Genomic DNA, 21956 nt, shown 5'->3' with positions numbered 1-21956 from the left:
GCCACCATCTAACTATTGACCGTCATTTGAACTTTTGACTTTGGAGGAAGCGTGGCTACTCAGGCAACAAAGAAAACTACTACGACCAAGACGGACGCGGTGAAAGCGTTGGAAGCGGAGGCTACTGGTAAGAAGGTCACCATTGATTTTCGTGGGGAAGTCTTAGCGATTGACCCGGAGGTGTTGGACGATTACACGCTGATGGAGCAGTTAAGTAGCGGTATGCCGTTTGGTGTTTTGAACGCTCTCATTCCCGATAGGGCTAAGTTGTCGCGGCTTCTGGCGACATGTGAGAAGTCACCGGCTGGGAATCCGAAACTGTCTTCAGCTATGGAGATGGTAAACGAACTGGTGGAGGCGTTGGGCGCGGGAAAATAGCGCCAGCCCTCACCTTATTAGGGACTCGTTGCCCCGAGATTGAAGCCGATTTTCAACACTATTACCGGATTCATTTGGGTGATATTTTCTCGGGGCGTTTGACTCTCCGCCGGTTCTCGGTGCTCCTGTTTGGGCTACCACCGGGCGCGGCGACTTGGCGGGCTCAGGGCGGCGAGTTGGCGTGGAGCACTGAGGCGCATGCGGCGTTGATGGTGCGACACGCAATCCAACAGTTCCAGGAGGGGTTCAACAAGAACCCGAAGGATGTGCCGCTTCCGAAGCCGCCTGAGTGGGGGCATTTGGAGCGGGCTGCTGAGCGTTCTGCGGCGGAGGATCGTCGCGCCAAGAAATTTATTGAGAGGTACGGGGCTATGAGTGAAGCCCTCCAATCCAGCATGTGAGAGGGGGGCGTTATGGCGTCAGGCCAGGAAATCGCCGTGGCGTATATCAGCCTGGTTCCCAGTATGAAGGGCGCTCAGGGGAATATTGCTAGGGAGTTTGGTGCTGTAACTGCCGCTGCTGATAAGGCTGGTGGTCAGGCGGGGTCTAGGTGGGGTCGTGCTCTCAACGCTGGTGTGAAGGCTGCTACCGCTGCGGCTACTACCGTGGTGGCTGCTGGCGGGGTTGCTATGGGGGCGGCGCTCACTAAGGGCCTCGGGCGTTTGAACGCGATTGACACGGCTAAGGCGAAACTGCGTGGCCTGGGGAATGACGCGGATTCCACGGCGGCGATTATGAAGAACGCGACCGCTGCTGTGAAGGGCACGTCGTTTGGGTTGGATGCTGCTGCTACGACGGCTGCTGGGGCTGTCGCTGCTGGAATCAAACCCGGACAACAGTTGGAAGCCACCCTAAAAACTGTGGCTAACGCTGCTGCCGCGTCCGGTGGGTCGATGGAGGATATGGGGGCTATCTTCAACAAGGTTGCTGCCACGGGTAAGGCGTACACGGAGAACCTGAATCAGCTTGCTGACCGTGGTATTCCTATCTATCAGGCGTTGGCTACCAATCTTGGCGTCACCACTGATGAGGTCAAGAAAATGGCGTCTGAGGGGAAGATCGACTTCGCAACGTTTGAGAAGGCAGCGTCTGATGCGGCGGGCACTGTTGCTGAAGAAATGGGGAAAACTCTCCCCGGATCTCTAGCGAATGCTGGTGCGTCGATCTCGCGTATTGGCGCGAACTTGTGGAAGGGCCTCGAACTTGATGACGGGTCTTACACGGGTATCTACTCGAAGCTGACGGATTTGGTTCAGGCGATTACTAACGCGTTGGGTCCGGTGGAGGATATTGCGTCGAAGGTTGGTGACGCGGTTGGTGAGAAGCTGGGCCCCGCTTTCGATTTTGTGACCGGGAAACTCAATGCTTTCGCGGACGGGTCCGACAATCTCAAGGGTAAGTTTGGGCCGCTCTTGTCGGCTCTCGCCCCGGCTGGTGCAATGTTCGCCGCGCTCGGTGCTGGCGGATTGGTGCCACTCATATCAAAACTTGGGCCGCTCGCCGGGCTGCTCGGGCCACTCCCGAAGATGCTGGGCGCGATTGGCGGGCCCGCTGGTATTGCCGCTGCGGGCCTGCTCGCACTTACGCATGTGGACCCCGGCCAGATGATGAGCGGGTTCACCACGATTCTCGGCAAAATCCCCGAACTGTTCAACGGGATGACCCGACAGATCATCAAGTTCTCGGTGAATGTCATTCCTGACATAGTGAACGCGATTTCAACGAACCTGCCAATCCTGGTACAGGGCGTAACAAGCATTATTGGCGCGGTGGTCGCCCAGTTGGGACAAATGCTTCCAATCCTGATTGGTGCGGGCGTAACGCTGTTCCAGGGGCTCGTCTCGTCTATCTCGGACGTACTGCCCTCGGTGATTTCGGCGCTCATTGGCCTGGTGAACCAGCTGGTGCCCGTCCTGCTGGGTTTGGTGCCCACACTGGTGACGGCGGCCCTGGAGTTGTTCCAGGCGCTCGTTCAGGGGCTCATGGGGATCGTAGAGCCGCTGGTGCAGGGGATTCTCGACCTACTGCCCCTGATCGTGGAAACCCTAATTTCGCTGGTCCCTCAGCTCGTCGAGGGTGCGCTCCAGCTTTTCATGGCACTCATCGACGGGTTGCTACTCATTGTGCCGCCACTCCTCGAAGCGGTGTACGCATTGCTGCCCGAGATCCTAGATGCACTGGTCAGCATGCTCCCCGTCTTCATTGACGGTGCGGTCCAGCTATTCATGGGACTGGTGCAGGCGTTACCGATCATCCTCCCCCAACTGATCGACGCGGTGGTGAACCTGATTCCCGTCATCGTCGAGACCCTGATCTCGATGATTGACACGCTCTTGCAGGGCGCGGTCGAGCTGTTCACTGCGATTGTGGACGCACTACCGGAGATCATCCCCGCGCTCCTCCAAGCGGTCGCTGATCTTGGTCCCCAACTGGTGCAAGCCGTCCTCGATTTGATCCCCCAACTATTCCAAGCGGGTAAAGACCTGCTTGGTGGCTTGATCAATGGGATCAAGGACATGGCGGGCGGCGCGGTCGATGCTATCAAGGGTGTCGGCGGGAATATCCTCGACGGCGTCAAAGGGTTCTTTGGTATCCACTCGCCGTCTACTGTCATGGCTGACATTGGTGGCTATCTTGATGCGGGATTGGCTGGTGGTCTGGGTAAGGGCGCGTCGTCCGTTGCGGCGATGACCGCAACATCGAAGCAGATCACTGCGGTGACGGATAATCTGAAGAACAGCGTGACCGCGACCGCTCAGGCCGTGGGCCAGCAGGTGAACGCGATCATCGCATCTTTGCAGCGGCTAGTCTCCATGATGTCGGGTGCGTTCAGGAATGGTGTGACCACTCAACTCACGCAAGTCGCGGCCCTCTTCCAAACGGTCGTGCCGAACGCCGCGAAACTCATGCAATCCCAGACGCAGAACAGTCTCAGGGGCTTGCAGACGTGGGTGGGTGGCTCATTCAAGAGCGCGCTCGTCTCGGCTGTGAACGCGATCAAAGCGGCGTTCGTGGCGGTGCCTGGCGCAGTGTCCTCGTCGTGGGGTCGGATCAGGAGTGGGACTGCTGGGCCATCCAACTATGTGATCTCCACGGTTTACATGAACGGTATCCGCTCGGCTGTGAACGCTATTGCGAGGGCTGTGGGTGTGTCCGCGAATATGCCTGCGGTCCGGTCGATTGGGTACGCGACTGGTGGCGTCCTCCCCGGTTACACGCCAGGCAGGGATATTTACGATTTCTACTCCCCACAGTTTGGGCGGCTCCGACTGTCGGGTGGTGAGGGGATTCTCCGTCCCGAGGTCGTCAAAGCGCTCGGTGGTGCGGCGACGATCAACGCTTGGAACCAATCGCGGGGTCGTGGTGTTGGTAGTGTCGGTGATCGTGGCTACGCGAATGGTGGCATCCTCGACTTCCTGAAGAAGGGGTCTAACGGCTGGTCGGTGAACACGAGTCCGATGGGCTTCCAGTTCCAAGCACTGGACAGGCCGAAGGACACGATCAACCAGTTGGTTGCGAACCCTGCTCGTGAGTATGCGAATCGTGCGGGTGGTGGCCAGTTCGGACAGTCTGCAGGTGCCGGGTTCGTCAATATCGCGGGCGCTTACGCTGCGGTTTTCGCGAAAGCGGTGGAGAAAATCGCGGGCGGCGGGACCGGCCTGGTCGCGGCTGCTAGGAAAGCGCTTGGTGTGCCTTACGTGTGGGGTGGTAGTTCGATTCCTCCGGGTTTGGACTGTTCGGGCCTCGTGTATTGGGCGTACCAGCAGATGGGGAAAACGAACGTGCCTCGTTTGACGGCGGCAGGCTATCAGAACGTGGCGATGCCCGTGGCACAGCCTCGCGCGGGGGATGTCGCTTTCTGGGGAAACCCCGCGCATCATATCGCGATCATGACGGGCGCGAACTCGATTGTGCACGCCCCCAAACCTGGTGACGTGGTACGTAACGCCGCGATCTATGGCAACCCGACGTTTGGGCGGTTGAAATATGACCGGGGCGGCCTGTTGCCGCCAGGGTTGACTTTGGTGGAGAACCGGACGGGCAAACCGGAACCTGTTTTCACGGGGTCACAGTGGGATATGTTGTCGTCTGCGCTTAGTGGCCGTGGTGGTCGTTCTGGACAGTTTGTGTTGGTTGTGGATGAGGCTGGTGGGTTCCGTGAGCTTGCTCGCGGTGAGATTGAGGAAGTGTTGGGGCCGGTGTCTTCTGGCGCGTTGATGTCACGGAACGGGGTGGGCTGATATGGCTGTCGTGTGGGGCGCGTGGTCGGGGTATTTCCGGCTCGGTATCGACCTTGTTTATAGTGGACAGTCATGCACGATTATTGTGTATGGGCAGTCTGATGGGTATGGGCATAACTGGTCCGGGACTCTGAATTTCACTGGCTCCTGGTCAGGGTCAAAGTCCGTGTCGTTTTATTCTGGGCACGGTCAGACTGTCACGAAAGAGTTGCACCGGTCGACAACTACTGGCCCTGGTACTCGCTCGTACGGGGCGAACATTTCGTATTGGAATGGTAGCGCGTCCGTTTCCCGGACGGTGACGATAGCCCCGTCCGGACCGTCTGGCCCACCACCAGCCCCAACTAATCTGAAGGCTACGAAAACCTCGGATACGTCTATCCGGCTGGATTGGACGCCCGCCAGTACCAGTTCCGCCCCGGTGCATCAGCAAATCATTCAGCGCCGGTTTTGGACCAGTGGCGGGTGGTCTGCGTGGAACCAGATGGCCTCTCTAACTACTGGATCGTCGGTGCCGAAAACGTGGACTGACACGACTGTCAAAGCTGGAAACACCTACGAGTATCGGGTCGCCGGAAAAAACAGTAAAGGCCAGTCTGGCTGGTCGAACGTTGTTGAGCAGTACACGCGGGCCATTCCTCCCACCAATGTGAAAGCCACATTGGTGACGACTACGTCAGCGAAAGTGACCTGGTCTCAGTCGGGGCAAGGCGCACTACGCACATATTTCGAACGCAGAGTGGACACGGGTAGTGGGTGGGAGCAGTGGCAGTCCAGGTTTGCCTATGCGGATGCGTGGGCCGGGTCGTGGACTGACACAAGTATTCCTGCCGGCGCGCGCGTCCAATACCGCGCCTGGACAGTTCCCAGCAAGGTCGCCTCGTGGATTAACGACGCGGCTTTGCAGTCTGCCTACTCCGAAGCGTCCAATATTTTGGCGTCGTTGCAGCCTCCTAACGCTCCTAGCAACCTCGCACCCAACGGGACTGTGGTGGCCGTTGGTGAACCGGTGCGTCTCACCTGGGTGCACAACCCTGTTGACACTACCGAACAAACAGCGGCAGAAGTACAGTGGAAATGGGGCCCCCAGGACACGTGGCATACGATAGCTGTTGGCGAGAATTCGTATGCAACGCTGGATGCGGGGTCGTCACATTATCCGATTCAGTGGCGGGTGCGTACGCGCGGCCAACACGCGGATTTCGGCCCGTGGAGCGCAATAGCCCAGTTTGACGTGGTAGACCGTCCTGGCGTGGCAGTTACCACACCTGAAGGGGACACGTGGGACACTCCGGAGCTTGACGTGGCCTGGTCGTTCTACCAGGCGCAGTATCGCCCCCAGTCCGCGTGGAACGCCGAGCTGCTCGACAATGACCGGCAGGTGATCGAAGAACTCCAAGGCTCTGGGGCAACCACTAGCAAGCGGTTTTCCACTCGCATTGAAAACGGCGTGACCTATGTGGTGCGTGTGCGGGCAGCAACCTGGCAAATATGGAGTGACTGGGCAGAACAAACATTCACCGCCACTTTCCTCCCCCCTGAACTACCAGAACTGGTGGGGTCGTGGGATGAGGACATGGGCGCGCACACGTTGGCCGTAGTTGCTGGCGATAAGTCTGGGTCGGATAAGCCTGAAACGGTGCGCATCGATTTGTGGCGATCTGTCGACCAGGGCGCCACGTGGGAGCTTGTCGCAGAGGGCCTTTCCACCGACGCTGTGGTGTCTGACTGGGAAGGCCTCAGCCTTGGGGACACGCAATACCGTGCCGTCGCCTGGACACACGCAGGTGCCAACGCGGAAACAGTGCTCATTATTCCCGCAGATTCGGCCGCAATATGGCTTGGTGCTGGCAGTAAATATGAGGACACCGCCAGACTGCCATACAACCCCGAAATAGAGATCACTGCCGGACGTGAACGCAGCTCCGAACACTACGAGGGCCGCGCGCTACCTGTCGCGTACGCGGGAGAGCACCTGTCGCGGTCCGTGAAAGCATCAGGGCTTATCATCAATGACGAACCCGAAAACGCTGCACGTGTTGATTTAGAGCGGGTCGCACACGCCTCATTCCCCATACACCTATACCGAGACCCTGCCGGTAACCGTATTTATGGCACCCTGTCAACGATTCCTGCTACCAGCAGGTGGGGCAAAGCGTGGGAATGGTCCTTCACGCTGGACGAAACCGAACACTAAGGAGGAGTGGTGGTGGGTGATCCGAAACTACTCGCGGGGCCGAGGTCTCCCCGATGGGTGTTTGAACTCCTCAACAGCTCTGATGAGCCGCTCGGCGCTCTCGATGGGGTGAGGGACGCGAGTTTTGAGATCGCCACAACCGAGCGGTTGGGTGGGGCAGCGTCGGTCACTCTGGATGATCGGGGGCAAGACATTGACTGGCTGACTCACAGGGTGCGCGCAACCTACGATCCGGGCACGGGGTACCCTTCATGGCCGGTAGGTGTGTATCTCCTCACCAGTCCCACAATGTCCAGTCGCGGTGGTAGGCGCACCTGGAAGGTTGGCCTCCTCACCAAAATGACAATCATTGACGAGGACGCGTTCGATGAAACATTCTCTGTGGCAGCTGGCACGCCAATTGTGCCGCTCGTTGTTTCTATCATCACCTCGACTGGTGAGACTCGCACCGCCGTGACCGATACCGGTGCTGCCACACGCGTGGCAATGGTGTGGGATGCGGGAACCTCGAAACTCTCGATCATCAATGACCTTCTGGAGGCCGCGGGATATTGGGCGCTGTGGTGTGACAGGTCCGGCCAGTTTCGCGTCGAACCCTACACCAACCCCCAGGATCGGCAGGCCTCGTGGGTGTTCGCCGCTGGTCCTACTGCTACTGGTGGTGCGTCCCTACACCGGCCTGATTGGAGTCGAGAACAAAACCTGGCGGGAATCCCTAACCAGGTCGTTTGCTCTACCCAGGGCACTGATGAGGAGCCCGCCATTGTGGGGGTCGCACGCAATGATAACCCTGACTCACCATTTTCTACTGGCGCGCGTGGGCGGGTCATTACTGCTACCTACGATATTGAGGCTGAATCTCAGGTGGTCGCTGATCAGATCGCTCAACGGCGGCTTTTGGATGCGATGAGTCCGGTCGCGAAACTCGAGGCTGAGCACGCCATGGTTCCCCTCGACGGCAACGACCTGGTTGTTTTTGAGCCCACTGGCGGCGTGGATGGGCGCGAAAGCATACGGGCGACCGTGCAACGCATGAGTATCAGTGGTGGATTCGACGCGCATGTCAAAGCCGTGTGGCGGGAGGTGACCGAGCTGTGAGTTTGTTGGATCCTTTGCGGGAGCAGATTGGGAAGATCAGTGATCGCACGCGTTTATTGCCCGTATTCAGGTGGGGTAATGTCACCAGCATAGAACCACTGGCGGTCACCCTGGACGCTGACGAGGCCCCCACTGTGGGCCTATCAAAACTAGTGGCAGTCATGCCGGGGGACCGTGTACTGGTTTTGTTGTGGAACCGCCGCGCCATCATCCTAGGAACCGCTGGCGGACCACCTTCAGGCACTGTCACTGTGTCTGTTACAGAGGGTAGATGGGTGACGCGTGGCAGCACTCAGCACATGGCAGAAGTTATCGCCTCCGCGCTGCCTACCCCGCCCTCTGGGTATGTGCTGTCGGTGTCAATGTGTGACACGTCAGGCCGGTGGGCATTCGTGGGAGTCAAATCAGCGTCAGCGAAAATACTCACAATCATGGACGTGGCGAATAGCAAACCTACTACCACGCAAACCTACACGATTGCCTGGCAGCTCGTCAGAAGCCCCGGTAGTACGCCCCGCATGTCAGCTACCTCGTTTGAAACCAATGAGATAGACACGCTAGTCGAAACCCACGAAACGGCACTCAACTAACCCACCACCCCCACAATCCCAAGCCTCCACCACTGTGGGGGTTTTTCTTATGCCCGAAAACAAAGGAGAACACGCATCATGAAGAACTGGACTGATCTTGAACCGGACTTGTATAAGCTGATGAATAAACATTACAGTCCTGGCCGCGATCGCAGTATTGACAAGATTGTTTTGCATTACAACGCCGGGGTGGGCCTCTCGACGGAGGATTGCTGGAATATTTGGCAGTCACGCGAGGCCTCAGCACATTATCAGGTGGAAACGTCGGGTCGTATTGGCCAGCTGGTGCGCGATAAGGATACGGCGTGGCATGCGGGAAACTGGGCGGCTAACAGCTCCAGTATTGGTATTGAGCATGCGAACAATAGTGGGGCACCTACCTGGGGGTTCACCAAAGAAACCCTGGAAGAAGGCGCGCACCTCGTCGCAGCGCTCTGTCTTGGCTACGGGCTGGGACGCCCAGCATGGCGCACAAACGTGTTCCCCCACTCTGATTTCACGTCCACCTCATGCCCTGGCGAGCTACAACGCTCCCTACAAGGCTCGTATATGGCTCGCGCTCAGGCATGGTATGACGCCATGAAAAACGGCACCACACCCACAGCCCCCGCGAAACCGGCTAATAACAAGCCAAAGAAGCTTGTCGAGGATGGCCTTTTCGGTGCTGACACTGCCGACGCCCTGGCATACATCAACGGCACGCCGCGCGATCGGACGGTCAGCTCTCAAAGCGCCTATTGGAAGAGCCGATTCCAACATGTGCTTACGACCGGGTGGGAATGGGTAAACCCTGATGACGCAGAGGGCTCTCAGCTCATTGCAGCGACTCAACGCTACTACAAGCGGATCGGAAACTACGCGGGGCCTATTGATGGTCTAGTCGGCCCTGACTGGGACAAAGCCACTATCGCCACTTATGGCGGGAAGAACCTACAAGACGCCATCCGCAACATGCAGCGGGCAATCAACAAGCAACTCGGATACTAAGGAGACAACTCATGGATCAGCTTATGGAACTACTCACTCAACCGCTCACATTTGCGCTGATCGCAGGCGTGGTCGGCACTGTTGTGGCGGCGTTGATTAACCGGGCGTCGTGGCGGGGCCAAACCAAGGCCCTCGTGTCGCTGGGTGTTGCCCTCGGTCTCACGGTGGTTGGTGTGCTCGCCCAGCAGTTCCCCGCACAATGGGAGGCTATTCTCGCGGGCCTCGCCGTAGTTATCGGTGTCATGCAAGTTGTCTACACCGCACTCAAGCCAACCGGGATTTTCAAGCACCTCGAAGCACTTTTCGCAGGTCATGACACTGACCCGACTGGCAAGCTGACAGACAACTAGGAGGCGGGCGTGTCTGATCCGATTGACTGGGGGGCTGTCCTAGAATCCCCCGTATTTTGGGGGGCTGTCATGGCATTACTAGGTGTGCTCGCTGGTCATTGGCAGGCGCGCAGCTCAAGCCATGAGGAAAACGAGCTAGCAGGGTTGAAAGCCAGCGTCGAGGTGTTGCGGGCTGAGTATTCCAGGCTGAACGATGAGGTGAAAGAGCTGCGCCTTCAAATGGAGGGCGAACGCAAACGGTACAGGAAACTATCAGAAAAGTACTCGGCAGCGATCGCGTATATTCAGATCCTTTGGGTGCGCCTGGGTGAGTATCCTCCTGCGCCTGATCTGATCGCTGAGGACATGACACCCCTACCCGAATAACCTTATGTGTTCGATTTGGCCCACTAAAACGAACACGTCCACGTGACATGTTCGATAATCGAACACAAACACACCGCCCCCCGCCCGGCATCACGCTGGGTGGGGGGTGTTTTGTGTTCCGGCTACTCCCGCATACGCGGGACCGTGTTGTGCAACAGACTCTGCATCAATAACCAAGTCGGTTCACTCCCGCATACGCAGGGAAACGCGGTCGTTGGCCGCTTTGCGACTGATAACAAGCAGTGGCTCAACCCCGCATCAGCGGGGAGTCCGGTTGCCCGGATAGGTTTCATATTATGTTCCTCATGCCTACCAGTCAACCTCCATCAGGGGCCTAGTTGGCGTATTCTGACACGTCGTCCACAGAGACTGTGCGAGGCCAGCGGCGATGTTTCTGCCAGTACTGCAAGGCTCGTCCAGCAACCTCACCCCACAACCATACTCTGGCCTTGTCGTCAGGGGTGGAATATTTGGAGGTGGGAATGGTTTTAAGTGAGCCTCGTAGGACGGTGATCGCGGAGTTGAGGAGCGGATCATCGTCACTCAGCGCCGTGTATGATGCTGCCTGTCTCACTCCCATACTGGCTAGCCAGGCCATTGCATCACTGATGGTGCGTGCGACATTGGCGCGGTCGTCGTGAGTGTCGATCCACGCGTACACGGTTTTGCGGGTGATCCCGGCGGCTTCTGCGATTTTGGCGATTTCTGCCCCCGCGTCTACCTCGGCTAGAACAGCATCTCTCAACCTGTCGCGGGCCATGGTCTGATCCGCTTTCGCGGCCTCCCAGGCTTGGCGGGCCTGGGAGACTTGGGGAAAGCTGGTGGGTTCTGAGGTGCTCACCGTTGGGCCGCCATTTCTGCCTCGGCGTCGCGTTCCTGCTGGGCGAGCCCGGCCTGGAGGGCGATTTCTAGGCCCCTGTAGCCCGCATCGTATGCGTCGAGGCGGTCTTGAATGGCCCGCTGGGTGTGCGCACCGGCAGCAATCACGATCGCGTCAGTCAGGTGCGCGGGGGTTCCCTCTGCGTGGAACATGTCCGCCTCGGTGACCTCGAGTAGTTGGCCGTCGCGGCTGTACCAGCGGTTGGTGTCAGGCGTGCCGTCCTTGGCGTCGCGCTGAATCTGTCGGGCTGTGGTGGTGATTTCGGTGTTCATTGGAGTTCCTTTCTTATCTCCTCGTGTAACTCTAGTCTACACTGTGTATACCTGGGTTACCACATGGGAGACTGTGACCTCCACCACACTCACCAGTCCATGCGCTCCCACTCATCCCACCACCACTCCAACTCAGCCTGTAGCGCATCGATGCGCTCTCCCACCCACTCCCGCCACTCATCATCAGTCATACACCCACACTAGATGCGCGCGAGCCACTGCCGGCATAACACCGTTAGGCTGTGGAAAACACTGTGAACTCAAGCGGAAATGGCCTTTCGCCTCACACTAGGTAACATCCCAGCCAGTAGCCCTACCGCCTCACCTGCCAGCTGGTCATTACCATGCACATAGTCGTCCACCAGCTCCACCTGCCCCACCAGCGCCTCGATGATATGTTTTGGCACCTTTGCGTCCGCGAGCATCGAAATCATCGAGTGGCGCGCCTCGTGAAGCACATAGAACTCTCCCGGATCATCTTCCCCGCTTGGCGGCACCTTATATACGCCCGCATCTGCCTGTAGCTGTTTCCATTCGGCGAGGTCTATTTTTTTATTGCGCGGATACCCCAGGTATTCGGCCTTGCCTCGCACACGTGGAAAAACGAGATTCCAGGGGTTTAGCTTTCCGGTCGGGCATTCGTCGCGCCAGGCGTCGAGTTCTGCCGCTATCGGGGCAATGAGTGGGAGTTTGCGCACGCCTGCCGCTGTTTTGGGTCGTGTGAAATGCCACGCGTCAACAATATGAATAACCTCTTCGTCGTCTTTGATGTGAAAAATTTTGCGGGCTTTGTCTTTGTATGCGAGGGCTTGCACCTGCCAGGAGAGGTCTATTTCTCCGACAATTTGCGCATCTGCGGGCACATTGTCGTAAATGGTGATGCGGTCCCAGGTGAGGCCTAGCACCTCACTTTTACGAGATCCGTAGAGCACTGACATGAAAAACCTGACCGCGTCGTCATAGGTGGCATATGCCAGATCAAAGACCTTTTGCACTTCGTCTTTGCTCATGGCGGCGCGTTCGCTTTTTGCGTTGGGGACTCTTTCTGCAGCGTAGACGGCATCTGGGATTTTGTAGCCATCTGCTTTTGCGGCTGTGAGAATTTTGGAGAATGTGCGCTGTACGTTGGCAGCGGTTGTGGGGGACCGTTTTGCTCTTACTGCTGCACCGAGTTTACGCATGTGGGCTGCGGTGAGTTCTTCGAGGCGGGCTTTACCGATGGTGGGTATGATCCATTTTTGGACGTGGCTTCGGTCGTTTTTGAATGGTCCAGACCTGACACGTTTTTCTTGGATTTCTAGCCAGACTTTGCACCAGCCCTCCACGGTTTGACCGGCTTTGACTGTGGGGAGTTTTGGTCCGTTTACCAAAAAATCCTTTTTTTTCGCTACGAATGATTGCCAGGCTTTGTCCTCGTCGCGTCCGCTGGCTGTGATGAAATGGCGTTTGCCGTTGGCGTTGTAGGTGCCGGTGTCCCAGCGTCCGACCCAGAGGCCTCGTTTTTCATTCCATTTGAATGAGCCTTCGCCGTATCTGGGGCGGTGGGATTTTTTCGGCTCTCGCATTTTTCAGCCTACTCTCTAGGTCTACACATTAGTCTACACATTGGGACGGTATCCACACGGTATCATCACAACGCTGATTGTTGCAATATCAACGGTTTATAGCCCTATACTACTACAGAACTTCAGCTTCCCAAGCTGACAGCGCGGGTTCGATTCCCGTCGCCCGCTCCACACTTCCACTTTTATTTCTCCACTGTTTCCCCAGATTGAACTATGTTTACTGCACCCTACTTGGCTACTTGGCATCGACTTGTCGGACCCTAAAGATACGCTCGTTGGGGCTAGAAAAGGGCTACAAAAAAGCTGACAATATTGGCAGCTGGAGACGCCCATGAGCGGGAGGCGTAACGGGGTGAATACCGGCATCCAAACCTACAAGCGTAAGGACGGATATTGGGTTGCTCGTATCGAGGCTGGGTGGACATCCAAAGGCACTCGGTACCGACCATCGATCGTGCGCAAAACCGAAGCTGCCGCCAGAGCTAAAGCCCGCGAAATGCTCCGCGAATATAACAAGGGCGGACAGGACGCAGTGCGCGGCAGGAACGGACTGTTCGCTATCCGATTGCTGCGCGATGCCGAAAAAGTTGTGCCCGCTCACTTTGCACCGGTTTAGAAGCATATGACCGTATCCGCTATCGGTTTCGACTAGGAGTTTACTTAATTGGTATGTAGCTAGGTCCGCGTCGAAAGCGTATAAATGCAGATAGTACTGGGTACACATTACTTAACTGAATTTGCCGGAGCGCTGGTTGAGTCGAGGTTATGGAGCCACTTGTCCGCACAGAACGCACTGTCATCGCCGACGATCTCTAAACCGTCCTAGGTCTTGTGCCATTTCTTTTTGAGTAGAGAGAGGGTTATGCCTAAGAAGACTGACCCCACGCTTCGCGAGCATGGTTGTAAGTACCCGTCGAACGAGCGAGCTATTGAGATCGTGATCCGGTAAGAAAATGTTGGTATGGAATCATGTTGTCTAGGATGATCCAAGCCAAGATCGAGGCGGGTGTCCATGAGGGCCAAACCCGCAAGGAACCCGCTGAAGTGAGGCTTCTCAGGGATAGGATTCACGGGCGTACAGTCAGGTCGATTACTCGTGTCCTACGAGAGCCTCACGTGAAGATTGCTGCACAGTGCAGGATCGCCTCGCCAGAGATTTAGGGTGCAACGGCGCGCCTTTCTGCGTGCGCGATTCCGAGCCAGGTGTGGCGGTTGTTCCACCAGCACCACCCCAGTTTGGGTGCGTCCCGATGTTCTTTGCCATCCCTCCCAGTACCGTTACTGATCCACAACGCGGGAGTGCGCGCATCAAATGCCCCTGTGGATTTAAGTTTTCTCGATCCAATGGTCATGAAACAGTGATTTCGTTCCAAGACGGAGAGGTTTTGCAGTAGCCAGAAGATTCCCTCGCCAATCGTCATTGTGATTCGCCCATGCTCGCTGATGGTTTCGAGTGCTTCCGCTGGTGATGAGTTCTCAAATTCATCACCACGGCGTGGGTCCGTCAACAGATACCAGGGTGAATCGGGAAGTTCGATCGGCTTCGAATCAGGACCAGTGACAGTAATGAAGTCTGCAGCATCGGTGAAGTCCTCAACAACAAAACCTGGGTGTCCTTGGTGAGTCACCAACCTCATAAGGTCCGCGTAAGAACACATAATTCGGGTTGGCACCAACAAGGCCTCGGTGCTTTCCTTGCCGATTTTCTCTTCAAGCGCTAGGGCCACACTCATGACTTGTCCTGGGTCCTGCCCCAGCAGCCCTGGCACACCTAACTCGATAAGGCGCTGTGCCTGATTGGTGACTGACGGCAACAATGTGTTTACTCCTATGCATCTACATTCGCAAGAACGACCAGCGAGGCTACCACCACAGGACTAGACGGTCAAGAACTGATTTGTCACCAAGAAAGTACGAGACGCGCACCCAAACCTGATTCGTCCTTTGGGTTGAATACTGGCTTGGAAGGTGAGGAAGTTCAATACGCCATCAGTGCCTTTAGTCGAGAAATGCGGCTCCTCGGGATTGCAACGAAACCCGCGGCGCCGAGCAGGTTTGGTGGGGAGGTGTTTCTATTTACTGCGGATCGAAGAACCTGCAACTCTCGCTGACAACAGCCTGGGCGATGTGGTAGGTGCCGGGGCCGCATACCGCCCGGTGTACAGTTTTATGACCCCGTACGTGGAAACGAGGGAGTAAACACCCCGAAAAATGCCAGCAGGGTATAGGCGATAGTCTGGGGGGAGTTGCGACTAACAAGAGGAAACCTAGCTGCGCAGCAGGTTGCTCAGCACCGCCTCGAACTGTTCAGAGTGGATTTTCTCCGTAAGAGTAAAACCATCGTCACCAAGTACAACCGGAATACCCGGAGGCATTTGTGGAGTCTGCTCCATAGGTTGCAGACTTCCGTGCGCTAAGACGTGCTCGCGCTTTGACAGGCAATGAAGAAACACTCCCGCCACGCGATCTGGATACTGTTCGCCAATTTTAGTGAAGATGAGCGGGTCATGTTGACCGTCGTCACCTAAGAGCAACCACTTGACGTGGGGAACCATTTCCGTAAGGCGCGCAAATTGCCCCAGCTTATGTTCGATACCACTGGGAGGAAAACCTGTGTCGGTGATTCCCCATGGCCTCAGCAAAACAGTTCCGAGTGGGAACCCCATGTGCCGCAGAAACTTGCGTAGCATCGGAGCGGTATTCCACGCACCAGTCGAAAGATATATTGCAGGCGGGGGAATCGAGGCAACAGGTTCGTCAGCACGTGTCGATAACCATCCAGGAGTTCGTGTACCTGCTGCTCGCAAAGCAACTACACGCAAGGATTGGAGAAAATGTGCCATTCCTGGGACCGGCTTGCGATCCGAAGGGCGCGTGACAAAAGCATTACGGGCAGCCAAAAGAGGACGTGGTACGTCAGTGACAACAATTGTGTCATCAACGTCAGAGATGATACCGACTTTCTCGCTATCTCCGATAATACGCACTGGCACCCTGACCGGAGGACCTAAACGAATGCCAAGACGTTTTGCCCTTCGTGCTAGACGTGCACGCCCCGCCATTGTCCAGGAACTCTCTTGCAGGAGTGCCCGCTTGTGACGAATAAGGTCTTTCTTATCGATTACGTGAACGTGGGCTGCATGCCATCCAGGAGCCAATCCGTGGTCGCGAATGGTAGCGTCAATGTACCCGCCACCGTCGCTGTCAAGTATCGTTATTGCTCCACCGAGTTCTATGAGAACGGGGTTCCGAGGCACCTCAATGTCAAAGTATTGCCGCCAACCTCGGCGGTCCTCAAGCCAGTCACGTTCGTCAGAGGTCTTTGCCATGAGCGTGCGACACATGACGCGCGCTTCGCGTTCATTGCCGTATCCTCCAAAAGCCAACACACTCGGAAACCAACGCGCCAACTCTAGGTACCGCGAAGCTCCAAAGGAAAAGAGTTCCGCTCCAATTTCGAACGTGCCTACGAACACATTCTGATGATAGCCGTTCAGGAAAGGTTTAGCTTAACTCACTGAGTCGTGGATTTCTTAAGCACTCGCATTCCAAGAAACGCTGCAGCAGCCATACACCATCCCGAAGCGATAACGACCAGAAAACCTCCATGGGATCCTTGGGAATCCACGAGCGGACCCGAAAGGGCTGCGCCGATGGATACGCCGATATTCATCGCCGTCGACATCCACGTCAGTCCTTCTGTCAAACGACCAGAGGGCATAATTCTTTGGACAATCGTATTAACGTTTGTCATTGTTGGAGCAATCACCAAGCCCGTAACGAGCATGACGACGCCAAGGATTGGCAAAGAAGAGGCGAATACGAACGTCGACGCGCCGATCGCCAATGCAAGAATTCCGATTCCAAATAGCTTCCACAATGGCATCTTCCAGGTGCGGGCTCCATAGACAAGCGCTCCGCACAGTGATCCCAAAGCAAAGATCGCCAACATCGCTCCTGCCAAGGATGCCGCACCATGTTCTTTTGTGAAAGCCACAACCGCGAGGTCATTTGCGCCAAAAAGCGCTCCGGCTCCCATGTACGTAATTGCCAAGACAATCATAGTTGGATTCAACATCACGCTACGTTCGTGCGTGTCTTTAGGGCGCGGAGTAGGTACCGGTTCTGTCTTCTTCTGCAGCAAAAACCAATAGCCTCCGGCGAGGGTAAGCACTATAGTTAACGCCAAACCAGCTGTGGGATGGACCGAAGTCGCCAGAAAGGTAGCGAGGATCGGGCCGACAACGAAGACTAACTCGTCAAAGGCCGACTCCATGGAGTAAGCAGCCTGGATTTGCCACCCCTCGGTGGCAACCTTGGCCCACCGAGAGCGCACAAGAGAACCAATTGACCCCGTGGTCAATCCCGTCACAATAGCCAACACGATAAGAACCACAAGGGGTGCCCGCATAATAGCTGCATAGATGACACCACTCATCGCTAGAGCAGAGATGGTAATAGACGGAATCATGACACGTGCTTGGCCGTAGGAATCTACCAACCGGGCCAAAATCGGCGCTCCAACAGCAAAAGATATGACGCTTGCCCCAGAAACCACACCTGCCGAGGCATAGTTTCCGTACAGCTGTTCAATCATTAAAATTGTAGAGATTCCCACCAGTGCCATAGGAAAACGCGCGACAACTCCAGCCAGGGAAAAGGCTAAAGCTCCCGGCAAAGAAAGGATTTCTACATAGCGTTTGAACACAAATGTATCCTATGGCCCTATCAGCGTAAAAAAGCTGGTAATCAGATTGCGTTTAGTCACATAAACAACGATTCCATTTATGAGGTCTGCGGAGGTGCCGCACTCCCCCGAGGCTTCAGCTCACAGGGGATGAGCCTCTGAATGTGAGCTCCTCTGTTTTGCCCTTGGATTTGGTCCACGATGACCTCAACTAGTTCATGCCCAATACGTCGAAAATCCTGCCGCACTGTTGTGAGTGCGGGAAGAAAATACTTGCTGAGAGAGATGTCGTCAAAACCAACCACCGATACTTTATTTGGTACGGAAATACCCTCCTCAGAGAATGCCCGGATCACACCAAAGGCCATCTCATCATTCGCGCAATAGACCGCAGTGATGTTCCGTTCAGTAGCCAATTTTTTCCCGGCAATATATCCCGATTCGGCGCTCCAATCGCCAACTATTGGATCGGGGACAACAGCTCCTTGTTCCAGTAGAACCCTGCGCCACGCACCCGTACGAGGTGCAGCCGACATCGATTCAATTGGTCCCGATACATGATAGACAGTCTGATGCCCGAGCCCCAGAAGATATGTTGTTGCCAACCTACTTCCTTGCACCTGATCCGAAACCACCGCAGAATAGCGGTCCATGAGTTTTGTGTTAGAAACAACCACAGGCAAGTCAAGTGGCAGTGCCCCAATATCACTATCTGCCGGTCCTGCCTGAACAATGATAAGACCATCGACTCCGCTAGCAACGAGCCGGTCAATTGCCCCCACAACAGCATTTCCACCAGGAGTACTTACCTGCACCAAGGATACGGTATAGCCGAACTTTTCAGCTGCGTCGACTATTCCAGCAGTCACCAGTGCCTCACCAGTTTGATCAAGTTGTGCAACAACCACGCCGATAGAAAGGAAAGATCCGCGCCGCAGGGAACGCGCCGCACGATTGGGAACATATCCCAACCGGAGCATTGCTTCTTCCACACGTCGCCTAGTTTGAGGGCGAACTACGTCAGCCCCATTAGAGACCCGAGAGACAGTTTGTGCTGATACACCAGCCAGTGCTGCAACGTCTCTAATTGACGGTCGTCGCATTTTCTCACCGGTCTCATGCATGCCTGGTTGCGTCACTTCACCATCGTATCAAGCAAGAATGGTAACGTAACTTTTTTCGGCATTTTTCTCTAACAGTTGACTCGTTTCATCAGGCAATAGAAGTTCTATACTTTTGGTAACGTAAACATTAGGGTGCGATGATTGTATTCCGTCAAGGCACCTACGCATCACGCTAATCGATTCGCCCAAATACAACACAAGGGAGTGGACTCATGCCTTTCTCACCTGCCCAGCTATCCAACGCTGAACTTGTGGAAGAAAACCGGCTGCCTGCATGTTCAGATCATCACTGGTATAAAACCCCGCAAGAATGGGAAGGTAGAAACAGCAGCTACGAGTGGTCCCTCAATGGGTTGTGGAAATTCTCTTACGCACACAACCCTTCTCAGGTGATACCGGGTTTTGAATCCCCCACCTTCGACTGCGCGGGGTGGGACGACATGCGGGTTCCAGGTCACATCCAGCTGCAAGGATATGACATTCCCCAATACGTCAACACACAGTATCCGTGGGACGGCAACCAAGATGTTCACGAGGGGCAGGCCCCCACCTCGTTCAATCCTGTCGCATGCTACGTGAAGACTTTCATGCCCCCCTCACTGGGCGAGGGAGAGCGCCTCGTCGTTGAATTTGCTGGTGCTGAAAGCGCGCTTGCGGTGTGGCTCAATGGAACATACATCGGGTACGCAACTGACACATTTACGCCTTCCCGTTTCGATCTCACTGACGCTCTTGTGCCAGGTGAGAACAAGCTGGCTGTTCAGGTGTTTAAATGGTGGGCCGGATCATGGCTTGAGGATCAGGATTTTTGCCGATTTTCTGGACTGTTCCGTGACGTCACTCTTAAGGTAATTCCATCGGCGCATGTGCAGGATATCCACGTCCGCACAGACTGCGCAGAAGACTTCTCTTCTGCGCATATCAACGTTGCTACCACTCTTCACGGACGAGGTTCTGTCTCAGTAACGTTAGAAGGAATTGGTAAACTAGAACAAGTTTCGCCAAGATGTTTCACAATCACGATTCCGCAACCGCACCTGTGGAGTCCTGAAGACCCCTATCTCTACCGTCTCCTCTTCACAGTGCGCGACGAAGCCGGCGAAATCACAGAATTCATCCCTCAGAGTGTGGGAATACGCCGTTTTGGAATAGAAGACGGACTACTCAAGCTCAACGGCAAACGTGTGGTGTTCAACGGAGTGAACAGACACGAGTTCGGCCTTAACGGCAGAGTGATGACGCGAGAGCAAACCGAAGCTGATTTGCGTGCTTTGAAGAAAACGAACATCAACGCCATCAGAACCAGCCACTACCCCAATAGTTCATTCTTTTACGAGCTAGCCGACCAGTACGGCTTCTATGTGATAGACGAAATGAACCTCGAATCACATGGACTATGGGACCAAGTGCGATTCTTCCAACGTCCAGTCGAAGAGGCGGTACCCGGGGATGATCCCCGCTGGCTGCCAACTCTCATGGATCGGGCCGCCAATATGTTCGAACGCGACAAAAACCATCCCAGCATAGTTATGTGGTCGTGCGGAAATGAGTCTTTTGGTGGAACCGATATTCTAGCGGTCGCCGATTACTTCCGGGAAGTCGATAATCGCCCGGTACATTACGAAGGTGTCCACTGGGATCCCCGTTACCCGGAGACAACTGACGTGTTTAGTCAAATGTATACGCCAGCTGCAGAGGTTGAAGAGTTCCTTAAGACTCATCGGAACAAACCAATGATTCTGTGCGAATACGCTCATGCAATGGGCAACTCTTTCGGCGCTGTTGACCGCTATGTCGACCTTGCCTACAGAGAGCCTCTTTTCCAAGGTGGTTTTATTTGGGACTTTGCTGACCAGGCAATCAAGCTCAAAGATCGCTATGGTCAAGAGTTCTTCGGATATGGAGGAGACTGTGGGGAATCACCACACGACGCAGATTTTTGCGGTAATGGTATTTTCTTCGCGGATCACTCACCCACTCCACGAATTCAAGAAGTGAAATATTTATACCAGGGTTTCAACATCGCTATCGGCAGCGATTCTTTCACAGTCGAGAACCGTTTCCTCTTCACGTCCTCGCGGGATTTTGAATGTCGTGTCACGCTTGCGCGCGAAGGTGTCGTCGTTGGCGATGCAATCATTCCAACAGACGTTGGCCCGGGGCAGACACACACATATGCGCTTCCACTCAGCATTCCCTCAAACGCAGGCGAATACACCATCACGGTGTCTTTTCACCTTCGCCAAGGAACACCTTGGGCTGATACGGGCTATGAAATTGCTGCAGAACAGGCAGTGTTCGAGGTGGGAGATCGTCAGCCGGTCAAGGCGACAGGTTCGCCAGAAATCATTGTTGGAACCCACAATATCGGCGTACGTGGAAAGCATTTTCATATTCTGTTCTCACGCCTGCACGGCGGATTAGCCTCGTATAAATGGGCTGGTAAAGAACTTTTCAATTCACCTCCTGTCCCTAATTTCTGGCATGCCCCTACCTCGAACGAAACTGCATGGAAGGCACCGGCCGAAGACGGACAGTGGCTCTTAGCCAGTCGATACGCGATGCATACGCCGTCACTGGATAACCCCCGGGTATCTCAAGAAGACAACAAAGTATGCATTGCCTTCACTTACGACCTTCCAACCACGCCACCCAGTAGTTGCACAACGGAATACAGGGTCGACGGAGATGGGCGTGTAGAAGCAACCATCGACGTGATACCCGGTGAGGGGCTAGGTGACATGCCGGAATTCGGAATGCTTTTCACCTCGTCGGCCGATCTTGACCAGTTCCGTTGGTACGGTGAGGGACCTGATGAATGCTATGTTGACCGTCGAGGCGGAGCACGCCTAGGCATCTATCAAAGCACAGTTGCAGAACAGTTCACCCCATATTTGGTTCCTCAAGAATGCGGGAATCACACCGGGGTTCGTTGGGCTGAAGTGACCGACACAAACGGTATCGGCATACGTTTTGAAGGACACCCCACCATGGAGTTTTCGGCGCTTCCTTGGAGTCCTTTTGAAATCGAAAACTCTACCCACGCTCACAAGCTGCCACCGATTCACCACACCTATATGCGACCAGCCCTCATGCGGCGTGGCGTAGCAGGGGATGACACGTGGGGGGCACGCCCCCATCCAGAATTCCTGCTACCCACGGGAAAGCTCAGTTTTACATTCGCGTTCCAAGGTATCGGGTAACCACGGTGGCTCGTGTTA

Annotated in this window: 18 protein-coding genes; 11 read left to right on the top strand and 7 right to left on the bottom strand. The window is 55.6% G+C overall.

Annotated elements, in window-relative coordinates; genetic code table 11:
• Positions 1 to 51: 51 nt before the first annotated feature.
• The 9 genes from FYJ24_RS06870 (at position 52) to FYJ24_RS06830 (ending at position 10207) form a co-directional block, all read left to right on the top strand.
• Complete coding sequence (locus tag FYJ24_RS06870; RefSeq protein WP_154544871.1) at positions 52 to 378, top strand: hypothetical protein; 327 nt, start codon at positions 52 to 54, stop codon at positions 376 to 378.
• A gap of 74 nt (positions 379 to 452) precedes the next feature.
• Positions 453 to 779 (top strand): hypothetical protein, encoded by a 327-nt coding sequence (locus FYJ24_RS06865; RefSeq protein ID WP_154544869.1) that lies wholly within the window; start codon positions 453 to 455, stop codon positions 777 to 779.
• A gap of 12 nt (positions 780 to 791) precedes the next feature.
• Positions 792 to 4619 carry a tape measure protein gene (locus tag FYJ24_RS06860; protein WP_154544867.1) on the top strand — a complete coding sequence of 1276 codons (3828 nt, stop codon included), beginning with the start codon at positions 792 to 794 and terminating at the stop codon, positions 4617 to 4619.
• A gap of 1 nt (position 4620) precedes the next feature.
• On the top strand, positions 4621 to 6816 hold the full coding sequence (locus tag FYJ24_RS06855; protein WP_154544865.1) for a fibronectin type III domain-containing protein: 2196 nt from the start codon (positions 4621 to 4623) through the stop codon (positions 6814 to 6816).
• A 12-nt stretch (positions 6817 to 6828) separates the two neighbouring features.
• A complete protein-coding gene (locus FYJ24_RS06850) occupies positions 6829 to 7914 on the top strand; it encodes a hypothetical protein (protein WP_206192566.1) in 1086 nt (361 codons plus the stop codon).
• Positions 7911 to 8504 carry a hypothetical protein gene (locus tag FYJ24_RS06845; protein WP_154544863.1) on the top strand — a complete coding sequence of 198 codons (594 nt, stop codon included), beginning with the start codon at positions 7911 to 7913 and terminating at the stop codon, positions 8502 to 8504. The genes FYJ24_RS06850 and FYJ24_RS06845 overlap by 4 nt, the downstream gene beginning before the upstream one ends.
• 78 nt (positions 8505 to 8582) lie before the next feature.
• A complete protein-coding gene (locus FYJ24_RS06840; protein WP_154544861.1) occupies positions 8583 to 9491 on the top strand; it encodes a peptidoglycan recognition protein family protein in 909 nt (302 codons plus the stop codon).
• An 11-nt stretch (positions 9492 to 9502) separates the two neighbouring features.
• A complete protein-coding gene (locus tag FYJ24_RS06835) occupies positions 9503 to 9841 on the top strand; it encodes a hypothetical protein (RefSeq protein ID WP_154544859.1) in 339 nt (112 codons plus the stop codon).
• A 9-nt stretch (positions 9842 to 9850) separates the two neighbouring features.
• Positions 9851 to 10207 (top strand): hypothetical protein, encoded by a 357-nt coding sequence (locus FYJ24_RS06830; RefSeq protein ID WP_154544857.1) that lies wholly within the window; start codon positions 9851 to 9853, stop codon positions 10205 to 10207.
• A gap of 334 nt (positions 10208 to 10541) precedes the next feature.
• On the opposite strand, the gene FYJ24_RS06825 is transcribed toward FYJ24_RS06830, so the two are convergent.
• The 3 genes from FYJ24_RS06825 to FYJ24_RS06815 form a co-directional block, all read right to left on the bottom strand.
• Positions 10542 to 11048 carry a helix-turn-helix domain-containing protein gene (locus tag FYJ24_RS06825; RefSeq protein ID WP_154544855.1) on the bottom strand — a complete coding sequence of 169 codons (507 nt, stop codon included), beginning with the start codon at positions 11046 to 11048 and terminating at the stop codon, positions 10542 to 10544.
• Complete coding sequence (locus FYJ24_RS06820; protein WP_154544853.1) at positions 11045 to 11359, bottom strand: hypothetical protein; 315 nt, start codon at positions 11357 to 11359, stop codon at positions 11045 to 11047. The genes FYJ24_RS06825 and FYJ24_RS06820 overlap by 4 nt, the downstream gene beginning before the upstream one ends.
• Before the next feature lie 260 nt (positions 11360 to 11619).
• Complete coding sequence (locus tag FYJ24_RS06815) at positions 11620 to 12924, bottom strand: tyrosine-type recombinase/integrase (RefSeq protein WP_154544851.1); 1305 nt, start codon at positions 12922 to 12924, stop codon at positions 11620 to 11622.
• Between the two features lie 331 nt (positions 12925 to 13255).
• Here FYJ24_RS06815 and FYJ24_RS06810 point away from each other — a divergent pair, with 331 nt between their 5' ends.
• The gene (locus FYJ24_RS06810) at positions 13256 to 13540 is read left to right on the top strand and encodes a hypothetical protein (RefSeq protein WP_206192565.1); all 285 of its coding nucleotides are present in this window, start codon (positions 13256 to 13258) and stop codon (positions 13538 to 13540) included.
• 541 nt (positions 13541 to 14081) lie between these two features.
• Here the strand turns inward: FYJ24_RS06810 and FYJ24_RS06805 are convergent.
• The 4 genes from FYJ24_RS06805 to FYJ24_RS06790 all read right to left on the bottom strand — a co-directional run bounded on the left by FYJ24_RS06805 (position 14082) and on the right by FYJ24_RS06790 (position 18750).
• Positions 14082 to 14738, bottom strand: coding sequence for a DUF5701 family protein (locus tag FYJ24_RS06805; protein WP_206192564.1), 657 nt, complete (start codon positions 14736 to 14738; stop codon positions 14082 to 14084).
• A 453-nt stretch (positions 14739 to 15191) separates the two neighbouring features.
• Complete coding sequence (locus FYJ24_RS13405; protein WP_154544845.1) at positions 15192 to 16400, bottom strand: App1 family protein; 1209 nt, start codon at positions 16398 to 16400, stop codon at positions 15192 to 15194.
• Between the two features lie 38 nt (positions 16401 to 16438).
• Positions 16439 to 17632, bottom strand: a complete 1194-nt coding sequence (locus tag FYJ24_RS06795) for an MFS transporter (protein WP_318656577.1) — start codon at positions 17630 to 17632, stop codon at positions 16439 to 16441.
• A gap of 77 nt (positions 17633 to 17709) precedes the next feature.
• A complete protein-coding gene (locus tag FYJ24_RS06790) occupies positions 17710 to 18750 on the bottom strand; it encodes a LacI family DNA-binding transcriptional regulator (protein ID WP_318656576.1) in 1041 nt (346 codons plus the stop codon).
• Positions 18751 to 18947: 197 nt separating this feature from the next.
• Between FYJ24_RS06790 and FYJ24_RS06785 the strand changes: the two genes are divergently transcribed.
• A complete protein-coding gene (locus tag FYJ24_RS06785) occupies positions 18948 to 21938 on the top strand; it encodes a glycoside hydrolase family 2 TIM barrel-domain containing protein (RefSeq protein ID WP_154544843.1) in 2991 nt (996 codons plus the stop codon).
• The last annotated feature ends 18 nt before the right edge of the window (positions 21939 to 21956 follow it).

It is taken from the genome of Scrofimicrobium canadense (assembly GCF_009696615.1).
Classification (GTDB): Bacteria; Actinomycetota; Actinomycetes; order Actinomycetales; family Actinomycetaceae; genus Scrofimicrobium; species Scrofimicrobium canadense.
Note: the sequence above shows the minus strand (reverse complement) of the source record. Positions and strands in the feature narration are given on the sequence as shown.